The organism is Bradyrhizobium sp. Gha (assembly GCF_900113735.1).
In the GTDB taxonomy this organism is placed as follows: domain Bacteria; phylum Pseudomonadota; class Alphaproteobacteria; order Rhizobiales; family Xanthobacteraceae; genus Bradyrhizobium.
In genome coordinates this window covers 96966-117266 of record NZ_FOQM01000007.1, presented here as the reverse complement: position 1 = coordinate 117266, position 20301 = coordinate 96966, and the positions used below count along the sequence as shown (strand labels likewise).

Here is a 20301-nt window from a genome sequence, read left to right as displayed (position 1 = left end):
CATTGTTTCGGTCAGCGGTGCTGCCTAATCGCTCCTGTTGGCCCGCCCACGGTCGGTAGCGGGTCACCGGGAGCCCGATCAAGCGGTTGATGGGGTCTCGCAAGTCCGACCGTTCCGGGAGGTACTTCATTGTTGGCTGTACGATTGTTGACGCGCTCCAACGTGATCGCAGATGCCATCCCGATCACGGCTACCAACGCGAGCCCAAACAATATCAATGCGGTCCGGTGCTGATCCATCGAGAACCCTCCGCGAAAGGGAGAACGCTATGGCTGCCGCTCGGGCAAAGCAATGGCCCGGATGCACGTGCCGTTAGTCGGCGGGAAGAGAGCCTTGGCGGCTAACGACCCCGCTTGGGCATAAGACGCTTGATCTTTCTGACGTTCGCTCTGATCGCGGCGTTGCATTCGCGGGCAGTGTCGAGCTTTTCCGTCTCGATGGTATGAAAGGCAGCGCGTTTGCTTTTCGCAAAGCGCTCCACCGCCTGAAAAGTATCACTCTCGCCTGTGTGGCTCGCGACAATAATAACCCTGAGGCCATCGTAGCCATCGAGAAATTCCAGACCGCGCATCACACCACGGACGTTGTCGCCACCACTGTTCACGCCGACGGCATAACCTCGTCTGGGCATCTGAAATACACCTCGAACTTCGCCCTTGGCTTTCTTGTATCCGAGGGGCTTGGCCGTGAGTTCGCGGATGGTGCTTGTCTTGCCGGTGTTGGTGGGTCCAGTCACGCAGATGACGGTGAGAGCCATAGTCGTTCGGGTCCAATGGATGATCCCTGACGCTACGGCTGCCGCTCAGGCAACGCAATGGCCGGATGGGGTAGGGCGGTCGATTCCCTGCCAAACGAGAGGCTGTAACCGGCCCATGGCCGATGTTTTACGGACGGTGACCCCGTTCAAATCAAATTTTTAGAAAGGGAAGTAGTGACTACACAGTACAAACCACCAAAGCACCTTAGCAAAGACGCCGCCGCCTTCTTCACCGGCGCCGTTGCGGAATATGAATTTGAGCCCCACCACATCATTCTTCTTACTAAGGCGTGCGAAGCCTACGACCGTGCCGAAGACGCCCGGAAAGTTATTGCAAAGGAAGGTATGACGTATCAGGACCGCTTCGGTAGCCCGCGAGCGCACCCGGCCGTTGCGATTGAGCGGGATAGCCGGATTGGTATGGCCCGCCTGTTCCGAGAACTCGGCTTGGATATCGGTGAAGCTGCTTCTGGCCGCCCGCCTGCGTTGCCTGCTAATCGGCGGTGATAGATGGCGCCCCGGAAAAGAGCGTTGAACAAGCGGCAGGCGCTGTCGCTATCCGCCCAGGCTTGGCTTCGCGGTGAACCGTGCGGGTTCTTTGCGTTCAAGCACGATGACGAACTTGAAGCCTTGTGGAATGAGCACGGCGATAAGGTCGCTATGTCCTGGCAACGGGGCATGTTGCGGCCGCGACTAGCGGACGTGTCCTAACCGGATGCCAAGTGTCGTGCTGGGCAAGAGGCGACCGATTTCATTTTCGCTGCGCGCGATAGGATGCCGGATTCAGTACGAGACAGCTCTCAAGCGCTCCCCGATAGACGGCAATCTCAGGCGAATCTGGGAAATTGTACACCCGATAGAGCCGATACGAGTCGCCTAGTCGAGATGACACCCGAACTTCATTGCTCGACACGAAGAAAGGCGTCGCCTCGCCACGCGCTGTCGTCTTGACTTCGATGTGGATAGGTTTTCCGTCAAGATCGAACGAGGAGATGTCGTACCCCTGCCCATCCGCTTCACTGGCCTCCCATTTCACCTTCGCGGCCAAATCAGGTCGTCTGCCATCCTTCAGCGCCTGGCGTTGTTGCTCGAACACGTAGCGTTCGCCCCCCTTGCCGAGTTCGCGATTTTCGGCATCTCTTAGCGCCCAGTCGATTTTGATGAGCCGGGGCTTGCTTGGAGGCACGGCACGAATCGCCGCTGCTTCCGAACTGTCGAAGTCTCGACCAATGCGATCTTCCAAGACGTACCGCAGAAGAGTTTGGAAGCCCGGCGCCGGAGCGTATCCGGGCAACCATTCCCTGCCCATCGCTTGAAGCACTGCGCTTACGTTTTGTAGTTTCCATTCGTAAGCCTTGGCGGTGCGAGCAGGTGCCTGCGAGTGCAATTTGCTGTGATAGTCTTTCTTCTTGAAGGGCAACCCGGCTTGGTGCATCGCAAGCATCTCAAGATAGGCGTCAACTGCGGCCTCCGCTTCTTCGATCCACCACCCTACGTGCTTAACGCCGGTGACGCGAAAGCCTAATCGATCTAAAGCCCAAGCCGCATTCCCCTTGACCTTTCCGCCACTACATTCATCCCAGGCAAGCGGCTCAGTTCCAAACTGATATCCGAAGGCGACCGCAGCTATTGCCTTTGAATCATAAACGCCATCCGAGAAATGAAGGGCATATTCTCGCGCTGGCTTGAAGCCGTACAAACGAAGAAAAGAATCGCGTCCCAACTGATCGCACTCGGCGATGGCTGCTTTCACTGCCGTTGGGCTTGTCAGCTTGTTTAGGGATCGTGCGGGACCGTCTTGAGCCATCGATATCTCTTCCTACAAAATCGCCGTGATGACGCGCGTGGGCGCGGTCTGTCTGCCAACGTCGATTGTCGACCTTGCGCCGTTTAAGATTACCCAGAGAGCTTAACATCTCCAGGTCAATCGTCGGTGAGACGGGGCCAGAGTTGGTAAATTTCCCGGAGGCTTGACGGTTGTGCCTAACTGCTCTGTGAAATGCTCCGGTCAACGTCACCATCGACGCACGCGGCGCCGACGAAGCCGGTTTGGCCGGCCGCCTTTTCTCAAAATGGTGGGGGACAGCTTCGCTTCTCAGTCTGGCGCTACACCAATTCCGGTCCTAGATTAGTGCGATTTGAGATTGGGGCGTTAGTTATGTTCAACCGCAAGACCCTTTTTATTGTTGGCGCTGGCGCTGGGCACGAAATTAATCTTCCCGTGGGGCGCGGTCTAGCTCAGGATATCTCACTGCGGACAAAAGTGGCGATTGACCATGGGCAGCTGGTCAAGGCTGGGACATCTGATGATGATCTTGCGTTAAGCTTTTTCGAGCGCGCGGATCGCAGAGACCTAGATTATCTTTCGGCGTTCCGTTTGATACAGAGAGGAGTGCTGCTATCGAGTTCGATAGATGACTTCTTGAATATTCACGAAATGAGCCCTGCAGTAATCGCGGTAGGCAAGGCGGCGATTGTGCGATCCATTCTGTTTGCGGAACGACACAGCCATATCTTTGTCGATCAATCGGGCAACAAAAGTCTGAACCTCGAAAGACTTCATTCGACTTGGCTCGTGAAGTTCATGCAGGTCCTTGGCCCCGACAGAAAGGTGTCAGATGTCGCGAGGGTGTTTGAAGACGTGTCTTTTATCGTTTTCAACTACGATCGGTGCGTCGAGCACTTTATGACCTACGCGCTGCAACTTCTATATGGCATTGGGAGCCAAGAAGCTAGCCGATCGTTCAGCAAGCAGAAATAATTCACCCCTATGGGTCTGTCGGCCCTTTAGGCCGTGTACCTTTTGGTGGCCAGACGTACGGGCGGCTAGATTATTTTACGCTTGGCAAAGGCATCAAGACATACACGGAGCAGGTGGAAGAGACCGTTACGCTAGATAGAATAGATCGAGCCATTAATGACGCTGAAGGCGTAGTGTTTCTCGGATTTGCCTACCATAAGCAAAACATGAAGTTGCTTTTTCGATCGCATAGAAGGCCGCAAAAAAGGGCCGTGCAAATTTATGGCACAGCTTACGGTATGTCAGACGCCGATAAGAATCACGTCGTTGACGAACTCGACGCTGCATATGGCACGGTCGAGCCGGAGCCAGGTGTCCGGAGCGTGACACGCGACAATATCCATATTGAAAACAAACTCGGATGCACGCAGCTGTTTGATTACTACGCTAAGTCTCTTGCGGGGTAGAGGTTGTTGTCGGCTCGCAAAAATCTGTCTCGGGATATTAGATGTCAAAGTCAATTTCCAACCTCCTAGAGTTCTTTCGCGCAATCTGGTCCGAATGGTTCTCCCGGATGAGCGGACCGCTCAGCGTGCCGGCTGCAATCGCAGCGCTTTGGATAGAGAATACGACGGGCAAGGTGCTTCTCGCGATAACCGCTTTCGTCTGCATCTGGGCGGCTTCTTATAGCGTTTGGCGTCGAGAGAGAGACAGGGTCAGCTCGCTTGAAGCTGCAGCGAAGGCAGGTCCAACCGTCGTGCGCGATGTTGGTCTCGGCGAAGCGGTCGGCTATATCTGCTTTCGCAGGTGGGGGGAAAGTTTCGTTGCTGCTGCCAGTTCGTCCAACGTGAGCGGAAGCCGTGAGTACGATGAGTTACTGCAAGCAGCTGCTGATGGCGAGATTCCGATCTGGGGTAAGAAGGCTGCTCACGGTGTTCACGAACCAATTCCCGGTGAATTTTGGTTCAAGCATCGAATGGATTGGTTCAGCCTACTAAGGGGCTCGCCAGAAACGGAATCATCGGTCCGTTCTGGCAGTGATGAAACCTACTTAGAATTGATGACCAGCCGTGCGGCGATCGAACGGTATTGGCCGCCTCTTGGATCGGCCGGTCCAAGGGCAATCTCGTCACTCATGATAACGTTCGGAGCTAGCGACGGCTATTTGGGTTTCGAAGCAAATGGTCTTCATCAATTGCGCCGACAGCTGAATCTGAAGCTAGAAAATATTGGCCCAAAAGGGCTTACGAATTGTAAGGTCATTCTGGAATCCTCAGAGGTCGCCTCCGGGCTTAAGTTCCCAATCATTTTGAGGGCCAACGTCACATTGGCGCCCGGCGATCACGTTTTCATACCGTTGGTTGAATACGGAGAAGCGCGCGACAAGGCGTCCTACGACTGTTCAGACTCGTTCGCGACGCTTGCTATTCCCGAACCTCACCCGCTGTTTGACGTCGGAGAGAGCACGCAACTGAAGCTGCGGGCGACAGGGCTTGATACGTTGCCTTACGTGGCTCATTGTCGCGTACTGGTGGACAGCGGTGGCAGACTTCAAGTTCAACGAGAGTGGCCACCGAAGTGGGTTGATTGTCCAACCCCTAGCGGCTCCTGCACATCCCATTCTGTGGAATGATGGACGCGGTGCCCACACTAACCCGCCGACGCGTACAAGCATTCAATCGTACCAATCTTTTCGATCACGCGGCAGCACGCGAACGCGCGCGTAGCCGGGCGAAGCAAGCTCTTCTAGCCGCCGCTCAAGGAATTCGTTGGCGACGATGAGCGCTTTGACAGCTTCGCGAAGTTCGCCGCCGCACGCTTCAATGGCCTGATCGGCCGCAGCTTCGAGGCGGTCGGGATCAGGCTGGGCCGGGGCGGAAACTGGCATCCGCTAAGTGTACCAGCTTTGTTCTTGTTCGCAATATGTTCTTGTGGTTTTTCTTGAACATTGAGTGAGGTCGGCGTCTGATGTTCGCTTGCGCGTGACTTTCAAAGGGCGCGTCAATGGGCAACGAACTTGTCATTCACAGGGCTCATTTGCCGAAAGCGCTTCTTGGCGTTCGTGCTGCTCAGTACGTCCGAATGTCCACTGAGATGCAGCACTATTCAATCCAAAATCAGGCTGCAGTGATAGCTGCCTATGCACACGCTCACAACCTAACTCTTGTCCGCACCTACAGAGACGAGGGCGAAAGCGGGTTACTCATCAAGAATAGGCCGGGCCTCCTCGAGCTAATAGAGGATGTCGAGAAGGGGCAGGCCGACTTCGGGCACATCCTTGTCTACGATGTAAGCCGATGGGGACGCTTCCAAGATGCAGACGAAAGCGCGCACTATGAATTCATGTGCAAGCGCGCGGGCATCAAGGTCGCGTATTGTGCCGAACAGTTCGACAACGACGGCACCATGCTCGCCAGCATCGTCAAGAACATCAAAAGAGTGATGGCGGCCGAGTACAGCAGAGAGCTTTCAGTGAAGGTTTATGCAGGCCAATGCCGCTTCGCCCGTCTGGGTTACAAGCCTTGTGGTAACCCCGGCTATGGCTTGGTGCGGGAGCTTGTTGACGAGAAGGAGCAATCGAAGGGTGTTCTAAAGAAAGGGCAGCGAAAGTATCTTTTGACTGATCACATCAGAGTTCGCCCTGGGACCGCTCAAGAAGTTGCTACGGTCAGGTGGATATTTGGCCGTTTTCTCGAAGTGAAATGTGAAACGGTGGTGGCTTGGGAACTGAATAAGAAGAAAGTACCAACGCGCTCGGGGGGCCCTTGGACGCGCGTGATGGTCGGAGCCATACTCCGAAACGAAAGCTACATCGGCAACCTCATCTTCAATCGGAGGTCATTCAAGCTGCGCCAGACGTACACGTACAATCCTCCTGACCAGTGGATCAGAGCTGAAGGCTGCATTCAGCCCATTGTTGATCGTGACGTCTTCGCAAAGGCGAACAAATTTATTGAAGAGCGGCGCGTCGATCTAACCGAAGAAGAGATGCTCGTCCGATTGCGAAAAGCGTTGCTTAAACATGGAAAGTTAAACAAGGGTATTATAGACAGCACGCCCGGGCTGCCTTGCGTGGCGACATGCCAGACCCACTTCGGCTGCTTGCGAAATCTCTATCGACTCCTCGGCTTCACCCCGAAACGAAACTACGAATTCCTAGAGTCTCGACCTCTTTGGTCGGAGCAAAAGACAAAGCTTGCCTCTCGCATTGTGGCTGCTGTTAGAAGGGCGGGTTGCCGCACGAGCACCGGCGGCTGGACAGATTCCCTTCGCGTGAATGAAGCCATCTGCATTTCGGTTAGAGCCGCGCGCTGGACACCGCCAGAGAAGGAGACTCATTCTCCTCATTGGACGATCCAATGTGACGCGCACGTGCCGGCTGGGTGGATAGCTGCCATCAGGCAAACAGAGCACAACAAGGCCCTGTTGGATTACGTGCTGTTGCCCACGGATGGCAAAGTAAAGCGAACGATACGATTTTCGGAGGCGGCCGGGGCGCGTAACTCTATAACTTGCTTCAAAACCGCCGACGCTCTTGTTCGTGCGGTCACCCGGAAAGTGACCAAGGCAAGCCGTGCTTCCCGAGCCATGCAAGAGCCGCTGAGCAAGCGACTGAAAGTAGGCCAGCGCAAAACCAAGAGCGGCCACGGGCGGCACTAATCGAACGCAGGTAAAGGAACGCTCCGAGGAGTAGACCGTAGTTCCTACGGAAATCCCCATTGAGCTTCGCGATTTTTGACAGTTCGGAACAGCCATCGTCTGCCATGTGCTGGTTCCCTCCCATAATCAGAGCCAGCACCCTATGAACCACTGTTTTGCCCGACGGAGCAAGCGAAAGTTCGGAAAATCAGGATATGTGATTGTTGGCTTGGTTTGACAAGCACTGGTTGAGTTGGCCATAAGAGAGGGGAAGTGTTTTCGGGGGAGTCGCGATGAAGACGTTTTTTCTTGTGCCCTTTGTTGCGTGCATTTGTGGTCCGGCCTCTGCCGCCGAGGTTGCGGTGATGCTCAGTACGCCTGCGTCGATCACGCTTAGCACTTCGTGCAAAAGCGGCGAGTCTTGTGACCAACTCGCGGCTGACCAAGCTCAAGCCCATTGTGCAAAGGCGGGCCGTATTGCGCAGCTTTCCCCGAGTGGCAAGGTCTGGAAGGAACATTGGCCCTTCAGCGACAAATACGAATTTCAGTTTAACTGCATCCGTTGACACGCTGAGACAGCAATATTATCGGCGCCAATTGAGACAATTCAAGACAGAGAAGCGGCGCGCTCCATCTTGTATGAAGATGGGGAGATTGATTTCGCGGACAGCTTCAAACAGCAGCTTGCGTTGAGCCTGCTTCACGCGATTTGAGAAACCTTGCGAAAGAGGGCACCTCAGTTCGTGGCCTCAAATCCATTTCGAAGAGTAGCCACGAATCCGTTTGCGTCCTCGCGGAGCATCGTTCTCAGTTTTGGCCCGTCTACTTTACGGTTCAGCACAAGCACGTTCGCCTCGCCGACTACAATCGCTGTGGCGGAAATGACGTGGTCGAGGTCGTGAATAATCGCGTTTCGGCCTGAGATATCCGGGTTCAGATCGAAGTGCGCGACGTTTGCGTTGCGCGTTTTAGATAATGCATCGATAGCCTCGCTGACTTTGCCTCGACGAAGGCCCCGGTTGTATTTGACTAAACGTTGGATTGATGCTTCCGCCAGCTCACTTGTGCCATGATAAGAATGGAGACGGCGAATAAACTCTAACCTGTCGCTTCTGAGAGATGACTTGAGAAACCGCCGAATGTCGATTGCGCGATGGTCTCGGTCGAACAGAGCGGCGGTTGAAACGACCATGGTCCTAATCAAAGTTGATACGACGATACCAGAGCCCGCCCGTGCTGCGCTCTTATCGCAAGCGTCCGCAAACTCTTTTGATCGTGTCATGGCTCTGCATAGAAAGAGCTGTCCTAGTAGTACTCTGGTCTCTCGACTTATCGTGAGTAGTTCTCTGGCCAAAGCTATGTCCTTGTCCGTTCCGAATTTCTCGGTGAACTCAGGCATCAGCATCAAGATGTTTTTGGCGCTAACTAATTCGGTCGACATCTTCACTTTTTACTCTTCACTCCACTCGGCACATAAGTCTTCGGCGGCCACTTCCGAAACTGCACGCCTGTTTCTGTGAATTGAATTCCCGCCGCTGCTAGCTCATTCATCAGAACGGACAGCGTGGCTTCGTGCGGCTCACGCTTGCCGCCTTCAAGATCGGCCAGCGTACTGCGATGCATCTTACAGCCTTTGGCTAGGTAGTCCTGAGACCAACCAAGCAAACCGCGCGCGGCTCTAATCTGCGCTGCCAACAGGGAGAAATCACGCCCAGTCATTATTTCTCATATAGACATTGAAATCCGACCGTTTGTCGGATAAATACTGGACCTATTATTGGGGGAATTATGCAGCCAAATCAATTGCCGGAGCCGGCCAACAACAACGTTTCTCCGGCTATTCTGTTTGCCGGGAATGCCGCCTTAGACGCTGACTCAGAAGCCGCGTTGGATCAGTTCGTCGTATCTCTCGCCCGCAATCAGGCCCGCATCGATCACTTTGAAGCAATGAGCGCTGCCAATGACAACACGATCCACTAAGCGCGTCGCGATCTATTCGCGCTATTCGTCGGACCTTCAAAACGATAGGTCGATTGAACAGCAAGTTGACCTTTGTGAGTCCTATGCTGCTAGAAACGGCTGGCAAGTTGTCGAACGGTTTGAGGACCGAGCTAAGTCTGGCTCTTCTGTGTTGGGGCGCCCTAACTTCATGAAGATGGTTGAAGCGGCCGATGCTGGGCGCTTCGATATCGTCCTGTCAGAAGATTTGGACAGACTTTCAAGAAGTCAGCGCGATACAGCAGCACTTTACGAGGACATGACATTCAAGGGCGTTGAGATTTACACCTGTACGGACGGGCAGATCAATGAAATGCACGTTGGCGTCAAGGGTGTGATGAACACAATGTTCCTCAACAATCTCGCCAACAAAGTTCGTCGCGGTCAGAAGGATGTTCTCAACGAAGGTCGGAATCCGGGCGGTGACATTTATGGCTATAAGGTCCGCAGGGGCGAGCCGGGAATCCTTGATGTCGATCCAGAGACGTCAAAAGTGGTGAAGCGGATTTTCGAAGCGTACGCAGATGGCGTGTCGCCTCGAAAAATTGCCGATAGTCTCAATCGTGACGGTGTTCCTTCGCCGCGCGGCGGGGCATGGAACGCTTCGACTATTAACGGCAACGTTGCGCGCGGGCAGGGAATTTTGCTGAACGAGCGATACGCCGGGCGTGTCGTTTGGAACAAGCGGAAGAACTTCAAGAACCCAAGAACAGGAAAGCAGGTCCGGCGCGACAACCCACCTTCCGATTGGGTTCATACAGAAGCACCACATCTTCGCATTGTCGACGACGAACTGTTCAACGTCGTTCGGGCACGACGGCTTGACGCGGGAACGCCTGCCTCTCGCAAGCGGCCGAAGTCCGCCCGTCTTCTGTCGGGATTGCTTCGCTGTGGCGCTTGCGGTTCTGGCATGTCGCTTATGGGCCATGATCGATCCGGCCCGCGTATTCAATGTACGCGCCACCGAGAAAGCGGCTCCTGCAAGAACGGCACGCGCTACTACGTCGAGAAGATTGAACAGCTTGTTTTGACTCGGCTGCGGGCGCAGATCGAAAATCCCAAGCAAATGGGCAAGTTTGTCGAAGCCTATCTAGCCGAGAGGAGGGCGCTGTCTGCGAGCGCACGCCGCGATAAGGCGAAGATCACGGCACAAATTGCGGGCTGTCAGAGGGCAATCGACAACTTGATTGCCGCCGTCGAGAAGGGGCTCCTCGGAATGGAGGAAATTGCTTCTCGGCTGGAGCCTCAGCGCGCCGAGAAGGCCCGGTTAGAGCGGGAGCTGGCTACCGCAGACGAGAAGATCGTTTCGGTAGACCTGCATCCCACTGCAGTGGCTCGCTTCAGGCAGAATTTGGAGCAAATAGCCGGTGCTGGGGATCGCATAGACCCTCAGATCGCGGCCAGCTTTCGGGAGTTAGTTGAAAGCGTCGTGGTGCTGCCCAGAAAGCCCGGGGAGCCCTATATGGTGGAAACCCGTGGACGACTGGCAGCATTGATTGGCACGCCCGGCGGGCGCCCTGAGGCCGTGCAAGCGGCCTTATCTGTACGGGGAGGATCGGCCCGCGTAGGTAAGTCCGTGTTGTCGGCTAAACTACTGGTGCCGGCTGAGGGGATTGAACCCCCGACCTTCGGTTTACAAAACCGCTGCTCTACCGCTGAGCTAAGCCGGCGACGCCTTGAGGAAGCGGGCAGGGGCCGGCATGCGCCGGGCTGCCCGCCCGCGCGTCGCAATACCAGACTTGATCGGAAAGTGCCAGAACCCGCACGCTTCCAGCGGGCATGAAACAGGCGGCCCCGGAGGCCGCCTGTTTTGGGTCGCTCGCTTCTGGATCGGCTTACTGGCAGATGTGCCGGCGGCCGTCCTCGCCCTTGAACCAGGTCCCGGGCGTGCAGACGAAACCGTTGCGCTGGGCAAAGGTGCGGTGATCCCAACCGCGATTGTCCCAGGAATTGTCGTAGGCGTAGCTGTTATCCATGGCGCGGAACGGAGCGGTTGCGATCGCGCCCGCGGTGCCGATTGCGGCGCCGGCCACATCGCCCGCGACGTCCGCCGGCCAGAATCCGGTGTGGGTCCTGTTCCAGTCGTTATTCCAATCGCGATTGGTTTGCCGGTAGCTTACCCGATGATGACGATAGCCGTGGTCGGAGTAACCCGAACCGAGACTCCTGCAGTTGGCGTTGGGAAATCGGGGATCGCAGCCGCCGGGGCTCGCCGCGACCGTCTGCGCCATCGCGGCGCCTGTCACCATGCTGGCCGCGATCGCGACTGCGCCGAGGAGCTTCATCTTCGTCATTGTTGTCTCCCTTTGAATTGACGGGGAGCTAAATGTCGGGGAGCGGCGGACGTTCCGAACAGCAGGCCTGATTTGCAGTCAAACCGATGTGAGCGGGTGGAACCCGGCGGCTCGCGGCAGCCGCGCCGTTAACGCTTCGCTAGGACGAGCCGCAGGATTTGAGCGGCGCACGACGCTTACGCGTTAGGCTTACCAGAATTTGGTCGGCTGTCCTTAACCCTCTCGATGTTGCAATCCGATAGCTTGCAATCCGGACAACCGGGATATTTTCATGCGCGCGTTCGCGCTTACAGCCTTCCTGATCGGACTGCCCGCAACGGCTTTGGCCGGCGGCGGCTTCGATATCGTGGTGCCCGGCCGTCCCGGCGTGCCCATCATCATCAACAATATCGATGCGTCCTACACCGTTGTCGAAGGTGTCTGGGGCCTTGGCAAGAACGTCCAGGTGCAGCCCACGATCTATGGCGGGCGCTACGTGGCCGAGCGGCAGCCCTCGGATGTCGGTCACTACTATCCAAGCATGGGCTTGCAGCCCGGCTATGGCCGCCTCGAAATCGAGCCGCCCGCAAACCGCAAATTGCCGAAGCCGGCCGAGAGCTACCATGAGAGCTTGGGCGTGCAGTCCGCGCCGCTGCCGCCGCAAATGGATGTGCCGGTCAACCCGCCGCCGGTGATCCTCGCGCCAGAGATCAACGACCATCCGCGCCGTGCTCGCCCGCGGCCTCATGCAGGAATACCCGGCAAGCCACCGGGTTGAGAAACGTCAGAATCAACAAGACGAAAATCAACAGGAGAGAGTAATGCGTCAGATGATTTCGGGACTGGTCGCGGCGGCTGCCGTGATGTTCGTGGGCAGCGCGCCGGCCATGGCCTGCGGCTTCTCGCCGTGCCAGCCGGTTGCGCCGGTGTTCTCCGGCTGCAACACCGGCTGCGGCGGATATGGCTACGGCACCGGCTATGGTTATGGCTATGAGCGCCTGGCCGAGCCGACGACGCAATACTACTACGTCAACCAGGGCCCGACCTACACCGGTCCGGGCGCCTTCGCGCCGTATCCGACCTACCAGGAAGACGCGGTCGTCGCCCCCGCCAATTATGGCTACGGCTATGGATATCGCGCTGCCGCTTATCATCACCGCGCGTACTACCGTCCGTATCGCTACGGCTACGGCCCCCGTTACGGCTATCTGCCGCGACCGCATTACGGCTACGGCCCGCGCTACGGCTACGCCCATCGCTATCAGCCGTATTACGGCGGCCATCGCGTGCTGCGCCGCTATTACTGATCTGTGATCGCTTGAGCCGATGAAGCGCCGGTCTGCGTGATGCGGGCCGGCGTTTTGTCTTTTAACGCCTCATCAGCCCGAGCCTGACAGCGCCGACATAGAGTGAGAGCACGGCTGCGTTGGAGACGTTGAGGCTCTTGATCTGGCCGGGCATGTCGAGGCGCGCCACGACGCTGCAGGTCTCGCGCGTCAACTGCCGCAGACCTTTGCCTTCGGCGCCCAGCACCAGCGCGAGCGGCTCGCGCAGGGTGACGTCGGAGAGATCCTCGCTGCCTTCGCTATCGAGGCCGACGGTCTGGAAGCCGCGCTCGTTCAATGCCGTCAGCGCACGCGCGAGGTTTTGCACGGATACCATCGGCACCAGCTCCAGCGCGCCGGAGGCGGCCTTGGCGAGCACGCCGGTCGCTTCCGGGCTATGGCGCGCAGTGGTGACGATCGCCTTGACCGCGAACGCCGCGGCGGAGCGCAGGATGGCGCCGACATTGTGCGGATCGGTGATCTGGTCGAGCACCAGCACCATGCCTTCCTGCTTCAGCGTCTCGATATCAGGCGAGGGAAGGGGATCGGCTTCGGCCAACAGGCCCTGATGCACCGCGTCGGGGGAGAGCAGGCGATCGATCTCCTGGGGCCGGACGATCTCGGGTGCGATGCGGGTTTCGATGTTTTCGTCCGCCAGCCGCCGTGCGGCGTTCTCGGTCAGCGTCAGCCTGCGGATCCGCCGCTCGGGGTTGGCCAGCGCCATTGTGACGGTGTGCCAGCCATAGAGGATGACGGGCCCGTCGGAGTGCGAATCGCGCTCGCGCCACGCCGGCCGGCCGCCCGATTTTCCCGGTCTGTTGAAAGGCTTAGAGCCGCCGCGGGGGGCCTTGGGGACGAATTTTCGATCCTTCATGCCCTCGCTTGTGTCACGGGTCCCCGAATATGGCAATTTGGGTGGCTGCGATGGTGATTTTAGCTGTTCGCCTCGGTTGACTTTGCCCCACCGGATCGCCCATAACCGCGCCCGGTCGCGCCCCCATCCGGGCTGTCGCGGCCTTCACGTTCCATGGCCGTTTTCGGTCCGCCGGCAAGGTCCGGCCCGATTGTGCTGCCGTCGAGCGGGGGAGTGTCCCGAGTGGCAAAGGGAGCTGACTGTAAATCAGCCGCCTCATGGCTTCGCAGGTTCGAGTCCTGCCTCCCCCACCATCTTGAAAATACTTGCGAAATTTTCTTCCCGTCAGGTGCGCTGGGGTGGTCAAAACGACCGGTTCTGGCCTTGGCCACGCTCGCGCGCTGGTTCTATTCGGGACCGATCCAGGGCGCCTATACTTTCCCCCTATGTCCACTCACGTGATGCATGGTGCTCGTGACCCATGAGATGACGTTTGCGCGCGAGGTGGCCGATAGCGTCGTATTCATGCGCGATGGCTTCGTCGTGGAGGAGGGGCCGACTCGGCAGGTGATCGACACGCCAACGCAGCCGGCAACACGGGCCTTTCTGGGTCACTTCCACAGTAGTGGCCTGCCGACTGTTGCGGCGAACGGATGACGTGTCTGCGAGCGGGTTGAAGGATGAAGCGGGATAGGACGCCATTGCGGATCGCTGTCATTGGCGCAGGTATCGTCGGCGCTGCGGCCGCATGGGAGCTCATCAAGGACGGGCACGAAGTTACACTCATCGAGCCGAACGAGCCGGGCGGGCGCCAGGCGGCAAGCTATGGCAATGGTGCCTGGATCAGCCCTGCCTCGATCATCCCGATGTCCATGCCCGGTCTCTGGCGCAAATTGCCGGGTTATCTCACCGATCGGAACGGGCCTCTGGTCCTGCGCTGGACGGCACTGCCAGCGCTGGCGCCGTGGCTCCTCCGTTTCCTCGCGGCCGGATGGACCGTTGCAAAGGTCGAACGTACCGCGCGCGTACTCGCCTCGATTTTGCGCGACGGTCCGGCGCGGCACGCGGTGCTCGCTCGGGAGATCGGGAGGCCGGAGTACATACGCCAGACGGGTCTGCTCTACGCCTATCCCGATCGCAAGGCCTTCGACGGCGAAGCGCTTGCTTGGCGGCTTCGGAAAGACAATGGGCTCGATTGGCTCGAGCTCGATGCCGACGAGCTGCGCCAGCGGGAGCCGGATTTGAGCTCCAACTATCAGTTCGGCGCCTTCGTACACGAAGGGGCCCATTGTATCGATCCGGGCGCCTATGTAGGGGCGATCGTTGATGCTGCGCGAGAGCGCGGCGCACGGCTGGTCAAGGCGCGCGCGACCGGCTTTGTTGTGACCGGTGGCTGTCTCGCATCGGTCGTCACCGATCAGGGCCCGATCGAATGTGATCGCGCCGTGATCTGCGCCGGCATCTGGTCGAAGGCTCTTGCTGAGGCCGCGGGCGATCGCGTGCTGCTGGCGAGCGAGCGGGGCTATCACGGCGTCATTGCATCGGCCGCCGCGGGTCCGAAGCTTCCGATCATGCCGAGCGATGGACGAATGGCCAACACGCCGACACCGGCGGGCTTGCGTCTTTCGGGCCAGGTCGAGCTCTCGCGCCCCGACGCCGAGCCGGACTGGGCGCGCGTCGAGATTCTCATCGCACATGCCTTGCGGACGTATCCTGCCCTCGGACCGCGCGCCGGCCTGACGGTCGATCGCTGGATGGGGCACCGGCCATCGACGCCGGACGGACGTCCCGTCATTGGCATGGCGTCGGCATCGGCGGATATTGTCCACGCCTTCGGACACGGACATGTCGGCCTGGCGTCGGGCCCGATCACGGGCTCGATTGTCGCCGATCTCATTGCCGGCAGGACTGCCGGCGTCGATATCGCGCCGTTTGGCGCGTCACGCTTTCGCTTTTTCGGGTCGTAAAGTACACCTCATCTCAGGTCATCTGGGCCTGGCGGACGAAGCCGAAGGCGCGGTCCGTCCTGTGATCCGGTCTAAAAAAGCTCGGGGTTTACGCCGCGCCGGGCTTGCTCCTTCGCCTCGAACGCTGGCAGTCTGAAGGACTAAGGCGAACGCGAGTTTCTTACCCCATCATCTCCCGCACCATCGGCACCACCTTCCGCCCATAAAGCCCGATGCTCGTCATCAGCTTCTCATGCGGCAATTGCCCCGCTGAATATTTCAGCTGGAAGCGCGAGATGCCGAGCGCCTGCGCCGTCTTGGCGATTTTTCGCGCGACCGTTTCGGGTGAGCCGACATAGAGCGAGCCGTGCTCGGCTTCGCTGACGAACTCGTCGCGGCCCATCGGCGGCCAGCCGCGCTCGCGGCCGATGCGGTCGCGCATCGCCTTGTAGTCGGGCCATAGCTCTTCGCGCGCCTGTTCGTCGGTCTCGGCGACATAGCCCGGCGAGTGCACGCCGATCGGCTGTGCCGGACGGCCGAACTCCCTGAAGGCGCGGCGGTAGAGGTCGACGTAAGGCGAAAAGCGCTCGGGATCGCCGCCGATGATCGCGAGCATCAAGGGGAGATCGTAATGCGCGGCGCGCACCACCGATTTCGGACTGCCGCCGACGCCGATCCAGGTTTTGAGCCGGCCGTGCTCGACCGGTGGATAGACCAGTTGCTCCTTCAATGGCGGACGCAGCTTGCCCTGCCACGTCACCGGCTTCTGCGACAGCAGCGCGGTGAACAGATCGAGCTTCTCCTCGAACAGCTCTTCGTATTTGCGCAGGTCGAAGCCGAACAGCGGAAAGGATTCCGTGAACGAGCCGCGGCCGAGGATCACTTCGGCGCGTCCGCCTGAGAGCGCATCCAGCGTCGCAAAGCGCTGGAACACGCGAATGGGGTCGTCCGAGCTCAGCACCGTCACGGCCGAGCCGAGATGGATGCGCTTGGTGCGCGCCGCGATGGCGGCGAGCACCGTCTCGGGCGAGGAGATCGCAAAATCAGAACGATGGTGCTCGCCGAGGCCGATGAAGTCGAGGCCGAGCTCGTCGGCCAGCACCGCCTCGTCGACCACGTTGCGGATCACCTGCGCATGCGGAAGCATGTTGCCGGAGGCGTCCCCTGTGACGTCGCCAAAGGTATCCAGTCCGAATTCGAGCGGTGCGGTCATCGATCAGGTCTCTGTGGGAGGATCGGTCAGACTTAATGGATGCCCGCGACGTCACAAGTCTGCATTCCGGAAATGCTCGGTTTCCGTTTGTGCGTCTATTTCGAGATGCGCACGACCATCTTGCCGAGCGCTCCGCGCCTCTGCATCGTCCTGAACGCCTCGCGGAAATCGTCGAGCGCGAAGACGCGACCGACCGCGGGCTTCAGCTTGCCCTCGGCGAGCCAGCCCATCAGCTGCGACATCAGGCGCTTCTGCACCTCAGGCTCGCGCGTCGGAATCTGCGCGAGGTCGACGCCGAGCAGGGCGCCGCCCTTCAAAAGCGGCAGATTGAACGGCAGCGCGGGAATCGCGCCGCCGGCGAAGCCGACGACCAGATGGCGCCCATGCCAGGCGATCGAGCGAAAGGCCTGCACCGAGATCTCGCCACCGACGGGATCGAAGATCACGTCGGCGCCGTGTCCTCCGGTCAATTCCTTCAGCGTATCGCGCCAGCCGGCCTGGGTGTAGTCGATGACGGCGTCGGCGCCATGCGCTTGCGCGAATTCGCGCTTCTCCGGAGTCGATGCTGCGGCGATCACGCGGGCGCCGAGCAACCTGCCGATCTGCACGGCCGCGGTACCGGTGCCTCCCGCTGCTCCCAGCACGAGCAACTGCTCGCCCGCGACGATCGTGGCGCGCGCGCTCAGCGCATAGAGCGCGGTCAGGTAATTGGCGCGAAACGATGCGGCGACCTCGGCGGTGACGCCGTCCGGCAGCGGATGGAGCGCATCGGGGTTGACCACGATTTCTTCGGCGAGCGCGCCAGACCGCGTCATGCCCATCACGTGCATGCCGGGTTGATAGCCGCCCGGTGCGCCGGGCGCCTCCAGGACAACACCCGCGAATTCCGTCCCGGGAATGAAGGGCAGGGGATCCCTGGTCTGGTAGCGTCCCTCGATCTTGAGGCCGTCGACAAAACCGATGCCCGCCGCCTCCACGCGAATGCGCAACTGTCCCGCCTCCATGCGTGGAGATGGTACCTGCTTCAGTTCGATCTGATCGATGGGGACGTATTGCGCGACCACGACGGCTTTCATGTCAGGACCTCTGTTGTTCCTGATATTCTGACAGGTCTTGAGACGGATCTCTTGTGTCTAGCGGAAGCGCTGTGGGTAAGACGAAGTCGCTCTTTTTCGATGGCGCTAGACCGACATTTTCCTTGTGAGCTGACACGAATGACGATTGAGAACAAAATAAGAACGTGCTAGGCTCGCTCATTGAGTTTCGAATCGGTTGGGGTTGGAAGTGAAGGTCGCGGGGTTATTCGCTGGCATCGGCGGACTTGAGCGAGGGCTGGCTGCGGCTGGACACGAGCCCAGCCTCCTTTGTGAAATTTGGGAACCGGCTCGCGCGGTTCTTGCTGCCAGAATGCCGGACGTTCCGTGTAAGCGCGATGTTCGGGAGCTCAAGTCCCTTCCACGAGAAACTGAACTGCTAGCGGGTGGTTTCCCGTGCCAAGACCTAAGCCAGGCGGGTCGAACCGCGGGTATTGGCGGCGCCCGCTCGGGACTCGTCGGTGAGATATTTCGGTTACTCGATCGACGGCGAGTGCCTTGGATTGTTCTGGAAAACGTGTCGTTCATGCTGCAGCTCGACAAAGGGAGCGGAATGCGCACGCTTGTCGAAGCGTTTGAAGAGCTCGGCTATCGTTGGGCTTATCGAGTGGTGAATAGTCTCTCGTTCTTGCCCCAACGCCGAGAGCGGGTGCTTTTCGTGGCGACCAACACCGAAGTTGATCCCGCGTCAGTTGTTCTTACGGACGAAGCAGAGCCAGCATTGGCATCGACCGATCTCAAAGCTCATGCGCACGGATTTTATTGGACCGAAGGGGTTCGCGGGCTTGGTTGGGCGCCAGATTCTATTCCCACTTTGAAGAACGGTTCTACCGTAGGGATCGCGTCGCCTCCTGCCATCTTACTCCCCTCGGGTGATGTGATCACACCAGACATCCGAGACGCTGAACGACTCCAAGGGTTTCCGGAGAACTGGACCAGTCCAGCTGAAGAAGTTTCCCGGACATCGCTTCGTTGGTCTCTCGTGGGGAACGCAGTTACGGTACCCGTTGCTAAGTGGCTGGGTTCGCGCTTGGCCCGTCCGGGCGAGTACGAGCTTGGTCGAGATTGCGAATTGCCGGCGAATGGCCGATGGCCTAAGGCCGCACGCTTTGACGGCAAGCGACGGCATGCTGTTCACATCAATGTTTATCCAAAGTGGGAACGGCGTTCCTCTTTGACGACATTCCTTCGATATGACGGCAAACCCCTTTCAGTGCGAGCGACACGCGGATTTCTTTTGAGGACCGAAAGGGCAAAGCTTCGATTTGCAGATGGTTTTCAAGATCGTCTTCGTGAGCATCTTGCTCGAATGGAGCTTCATACTAATTCGAGCAGTGCGAGTTTTGCTGTCGCTGCGGAATGAAGATTATTCGCCCTGATGCAGAAACGTCTGCGCGGATGGCGCGGATTAGACAGAAGGGCACGAAGATCGAAGCTGCCGTCGCGCTGATGCTGCGTGATCTAGGGCTGCACTATCGTAGGAACGTTAGAAAGCTTCCTGGCAGTCCGGACTTTGCCAATCAGTCTAAGCGATGGGCTGTATTCGTGCATGGTTGCTTCTGGCATCATCACGCTGGCTGCTACAGGGCGACCGTGCCAAAGTCCAATCGTCGATTTTGGCTCAACAAGTTCCACGATAACAAGCGCAGAGATGCTCGGAGTGTGCGGCTCCTTCAAAGAGAAGGGTATCGAGTAGTCGTGATCTGGGAATGTCAAGCGCACCGCATCCGCGACAAGCTAACCAAGATCCTTGAAACGGGTCGCGTAAATCCCTGAGAGTCGGGCTATCATGCCTTCGTAATTGTAAATATCGCCCTTCGACGGCGAGGGCGGGGTCTCAACGAGCAGAACTGGACTGCCGTCGTTTGCCATATCGATAACGACGATGGAGATCGCGTCGTAGCCGACATCGCCCACTCTTGAGCGACGCGGCAATTGTTTTATCTTGTCGATAGCTAGCTGGGCATCTCGCGGTTGCTTGTGTCGACTCCATTCTGGATCAGATGATCTGTTCTTCTTGTTCAGATCCGGACTGAGATAAGTCTCCGCGACGTTCACCATCGTGAAGGCAACCGCTATCGCCTCGTCGCTTGCTCCGTGCACGGTCAGATGGGACGAGTTCAGCTCGTCGTATAGACGGGGAAGAGCTCGTTGATGAGCCGTCATGCAGGCCTTGGCTTCCAGGGCCATTAACACGGAGCCGACTGGAGCGCGCGCAAGCCTCGGAAGCTTCTCGAACGGTGGCTCGCTCCTCTGGAGTCAGGTGGATGCCGTACTCTGCCGCGATGTTGGCCAAGGTCTCTGAAGTGGCAGGTCCACCCGGAGTACAGAGCACGAGATCGAGATTCTTCTTTCGATCATGGACGAAGTCACGCATTTCGTGGTTGATGCCGAAGCAAACTGTTCCGGATTCCACGTGTCGTTTCAGAAGTGGAGTCGATGCCAATAGATCGAAAATTACTC

Annotated in this window: 21 protein-coding genes, 2 tRNA genes and 2 pseudogenes; 14 read left to right on the top strand and 11 right to left on the bottom strand. The window is 58.4% G+C overall.

What is annotated here, in order from left to right; all coding sequences use genetic code 11:
* Window positions 1–340: 340 nt before the first annotated feature.
* Window positions 341–757, bottom strand: a complete 417-nt coding sequence (locus tag BM222_RS12375; protein ID WP_092228530.1) for a P-loop NTPase family protein — start codon at window positions 755–757, stop codon at window positions 341–343.
* 174 nt (window positions 758–931) lie between these two features.
* On the opposite strand from BM222_RS12375, the gene BM222_RS12370 reads away from it, so the two are divergent.
* Complete coding sequence (locus BM222_RS12370; protein ID WP_092228529.1) at window positions 932–1264, top strand: P27 family phage terminase small subunit; 333 nt, start codon at window positions 932–934, stop codon at window positions 1262–1264.
* A gap of 244 nt (window positions 1265–1508) precedes the next feature.
* Here BM222_RS12370 and BM222_RS12360 read toward each other — a convergent pair whose 3' ends face one another.
* Complete coding sequence (locus BM222_RS12360) at window positions 1509–2564, bottom strand: protein NO VEIN domain-containing protein (protein WP_092228527.1); 1056 nt, start codon at window positions 2562–2564, stop codon at window positions 1509–1511.
* Window positions 2565–2915: 351 nt separating this feature from the next.
* Between BM222_RS12360 and BM222_RS12355 the strand changes: the two genes are divergently transcribed.
* Complete coding sequence (locus BM222_RS12355; RefSeq protein WP_092228526.1) at window positions 2916–3518, top strand: hypothetical protein; 603 nt, start codon at window positions 2916–2918, stop codon at window positions 3516–3518.
* A gap of 487 nt (window positions 3519–4005) precedes the next feature.
* The gene (locus BM222_RS39960; protein ID WP_143105943.1) at window positions 4006–5130 is read left to right on the top strand and encodes a hypothetical protein; all 1125 of its coding nucleotides are present in this window, start codon (window positions 4006–4008) and stop codon (window positions 5128–5130) included.
* Window positions 5131–5172: 42 nt separating this feature from the next.
* On the opposite strand, the gene BM222_RS12345 is transcribed toward BM222_RS39960, so the two are convergent.
* Window positions 5173–5385 carry a hypothetical protein gene (locus tag BM222_RS12345; protein ID WP_092228524.1) on the bottom strand — a complete coding sequence of 71 codons (213 nt, stop codon included), beginning with the start codon at window positions 5383–5385 and terminating at the stop codon, window positions 5173–5175.
* A 116-nt stretch (window positions 5386–5501) separates the two neighbouring features.
* On the opposite strand from BM222_RS12345, the gene BM222_RS12340 reads away from it, so the two are divergent.
* The gene (locus tag BM222_RS12340) at window positions 5502–7157 is read left to right on the top strand and encodes a recombinase family protein (protein WP_092228523.1); all 1656 of its coding nucleotides are present in this window, start codon (window positions 5502–5504) and stop codon (window positions 7155–7157) included.
* A gap of 272 nt (window positions 7158–7429) precedes the next feature.
* Window positions 7430–7702: a hypothetical protein gene (locus BM222_RS12330; protein ID WP_092228521.1), complete on the top strand. Its 273-nt coding sequence runs from the start codon at window positions 7430–7432 to the stop codon at window positions 7700–7702.
* Window positions 7703–7872: 170 nt separating this feature from the next.
* Here the strand turns inward: BM222_RS12330 and BM222_RS12325 are convergent, their stop codons facing one another.
* A complete protein-coding gene (locus BM222_RS12325; protein WP_092228520.1) occupies window positions 7873–8577 on the bottom strand; it encodes an AbiU2 domain-containing protein in 705 nt (234 codons plus the stop codon).
* 2 nt (window positions 8578–8579) lie between these two features.
* Entirely contained in the window at window positions 8580–8855 is a 276-nt protein-coding gene (locus tag BM222_RS12320; RefSeq protein ID WP_092228519.1) for a helix-turn-helix domain-containing protein, read from the bottom strand.
* 69 nt (window positions 8856–8924) lie between these two features.
* On the opposite strand from BM222_RS12320, the gene BM222_RS12315 reads away from it, so the two are divergent.
* Both BM222_RS12315 and BM222_RS43285 read left to right on the top strand, forming a co-directional pair.
* A complete protein-coding gene (locus BM222_RS12315) occupies window positions 8925–9116 on the top strand; it encodes a hypothetical protein (protein WP_092228518.1) in 192 nt (63 codons plus the stop codon).
* Window positions 9097–10164, top strand: a pseudogene (locus BM222_RS43285) (recombinase family protein); the annotation flags it as partial. The gene BM222_RS12315 and the pseudogene BM222_RS43285, both read left to right, overlap by 20 nt.
* Window positions 10165–10729: 565 nt before the next feature.
* Here the strand turns inward: BM222_RS43285 and BM222_RS12300 are convergent.
* Both BM222_RS12300 and BM222_RS12295 read right to left on the bottom strand, forming a co-directional pair.
* Window positions 10730–10804 (bottom strand) — tRNA-Thr (locus BM222_RS12300).
* 165 nt (window positions 10805–10969) lie between these two features.
* Window positions 10970–11428: a hypothetical protein gene (locus BM222_RS12295; RefSeq protein WP_092228517.1), complete on the bottom strand. Its 459-nt coding sequence runs from the start codon at window positions 11426–11428 to the stop codon at window positions 10970–10972.
* Window positions 11429–11699: 271 nt separating this feature from the next.
* Between BM222_RS12295 and BM222_RS12290 the strand changes: the two genes are divergently transcribed.
* Both BM222_RS12290 and BM222_RS12285 read left to right on the top strand, forming a co-directional pair.
* Window positions 11700–12185: a hypothetical protein gene (locus BM222_RS12290; RefSeq protein ID WP_092228516.1), complete on the top strand. Its 486-nt coding sequence runs from the start codon at window positions 11700–11702 to the stop codon at window positions 12183–12185.
* A gap of 43 nt (window positions 12186–12228) precedes the next feature.
* Entirely contained in the window at window positions 12229–12714 is a 486-nt protein-coding gene (locus tag BM222_RS12285; RefSeq protein ID WP_092228515.1) for a hypothetical protein, read from the top strand.
* 61 nt (window positions 12715–12775) lie between these two features.
* On the opposite strand, the gene rlmB is transcribed toward BM222_RS12285, so the two are convergent.
* Window positions 12776–13606 carry a 23S rRNA (guanosine(2251)-2'-O)-methyltransferase RlmB gene (gene rlmB, locus BM222_RS12280; RefSeq protein WP_177243169.1) on the bottom strand — a complete coding sequence of 277 codons (831 nt, stop codon included), beginning with the start codon at window positions 13604–13606 and terminating at the stop codon, window positions 12776–12778.
* A 207-nt stretch (window positions 13607–13813) separates the two neighbouring features.
* Here rlmB and BM222_RS12275 point away from each other — a divergent pair.
* The 3 genes and pseudogenes from BM222_RS12275 (at window position 13814) to BM222_RS12265 (ending at window position 15552) form a co-directional block, all read left to right on the top strand.
* Window positions 13814–13899: transfer RNA gene (locus BM222_RS12275), tRNA-Tyr, on the top strand.
* Window positions 13900–14050: 151 nt separating this feature from the next.
* Window positions 14051–14242: pseudogene (locus tag BM222_RS12270) on the top strand (amino acid ABC transporter ATP-binding protein); the annotation flags it as partial.
* Window positions 14243–14265: 23 nt separating this feature from the next.
* Complete coding sequence (locus tag BM222_RS12265; protein WP_092228513.1) at window positions 14266–15552, top strand: NAD(P)/FAD-dependent oxidoreductase; 1287 nt, start codon at window positions 14266–14268, stop codon at window positions 15550–15552.
* A 160-nt stretch (window positions 15553–15712) separates the two neighbouring features.
* On the opposite strand, the gene BM222_RS12260 is transcribed toward BM222_RS12265, so the two are convergent.
* Window positions 15713–16744 (bottom strand): LLM class flavin-dependent oxidoreductase, encoded by a 1032-nt coding sequence (locus BM222_RS12260; RefSeq protein ID WP_092228512.1) that lies wholly within the window; start codon window positions 16742–16744, stop codon window positions 15713–15715.
* Between the two features lie 95 nt (window positions 16745–16839).
* Complete coding sequence (locus BM222_RS12255; protein ID WP_092228511.1) at window positions 16840–17820, bottom strand: NADPH:quinone oxidoreductase family protein; 981 nt, start codon at window positions 17818–17820, stop codon at window positions 16840–16842.
* 208 nt (window positions 17821–18028) lie between these two features.
* On the opposite strand from BM222_RS12255, the gene BM222_RS12250 reads away from it, so the two are divergent.
* A complete protein-coding gene (locus BM222_RS12250; RefSeq protein WP_092228641.1) occupies window positions 18029–19201 on the top strand; it encodes a DNA cytosine methyltransferase in 1173 nt (390 codons plus the stop codon).
* Window positions 19198–19614, top strand: a complete 417-nt coding sequence (locus tag BM222_RS12245; protein ID WP_092228510.1) for a very short patch repair endonuclease — start codon at window positions 19198–19200, stop codon at window positions 19612–19614. The genes BM222_RS12250 and BM222_RS12245 overlap by 4 nt, the downstream gene beginning before the upstream one ends.
* Here BM222_RS12245 and BM222_RS12240 read toward each other — a convergent pair.
* Window positions 19576–20028 (bottom strand): hypothetical protein, encoded by a 453-nt coding sequence (locus tag BM222_RS12240; protein ID WP_092228509.1) that lies wholly within the window; start codon window positions 20026–20028, stop codon window positions 19576–19578. The genes BM222_RS12245 and BM222_RS12240 overlap by 39 nt on opposite strands.
* Window positions 20029–20301 lie beyond the last annotated feature (273 nt).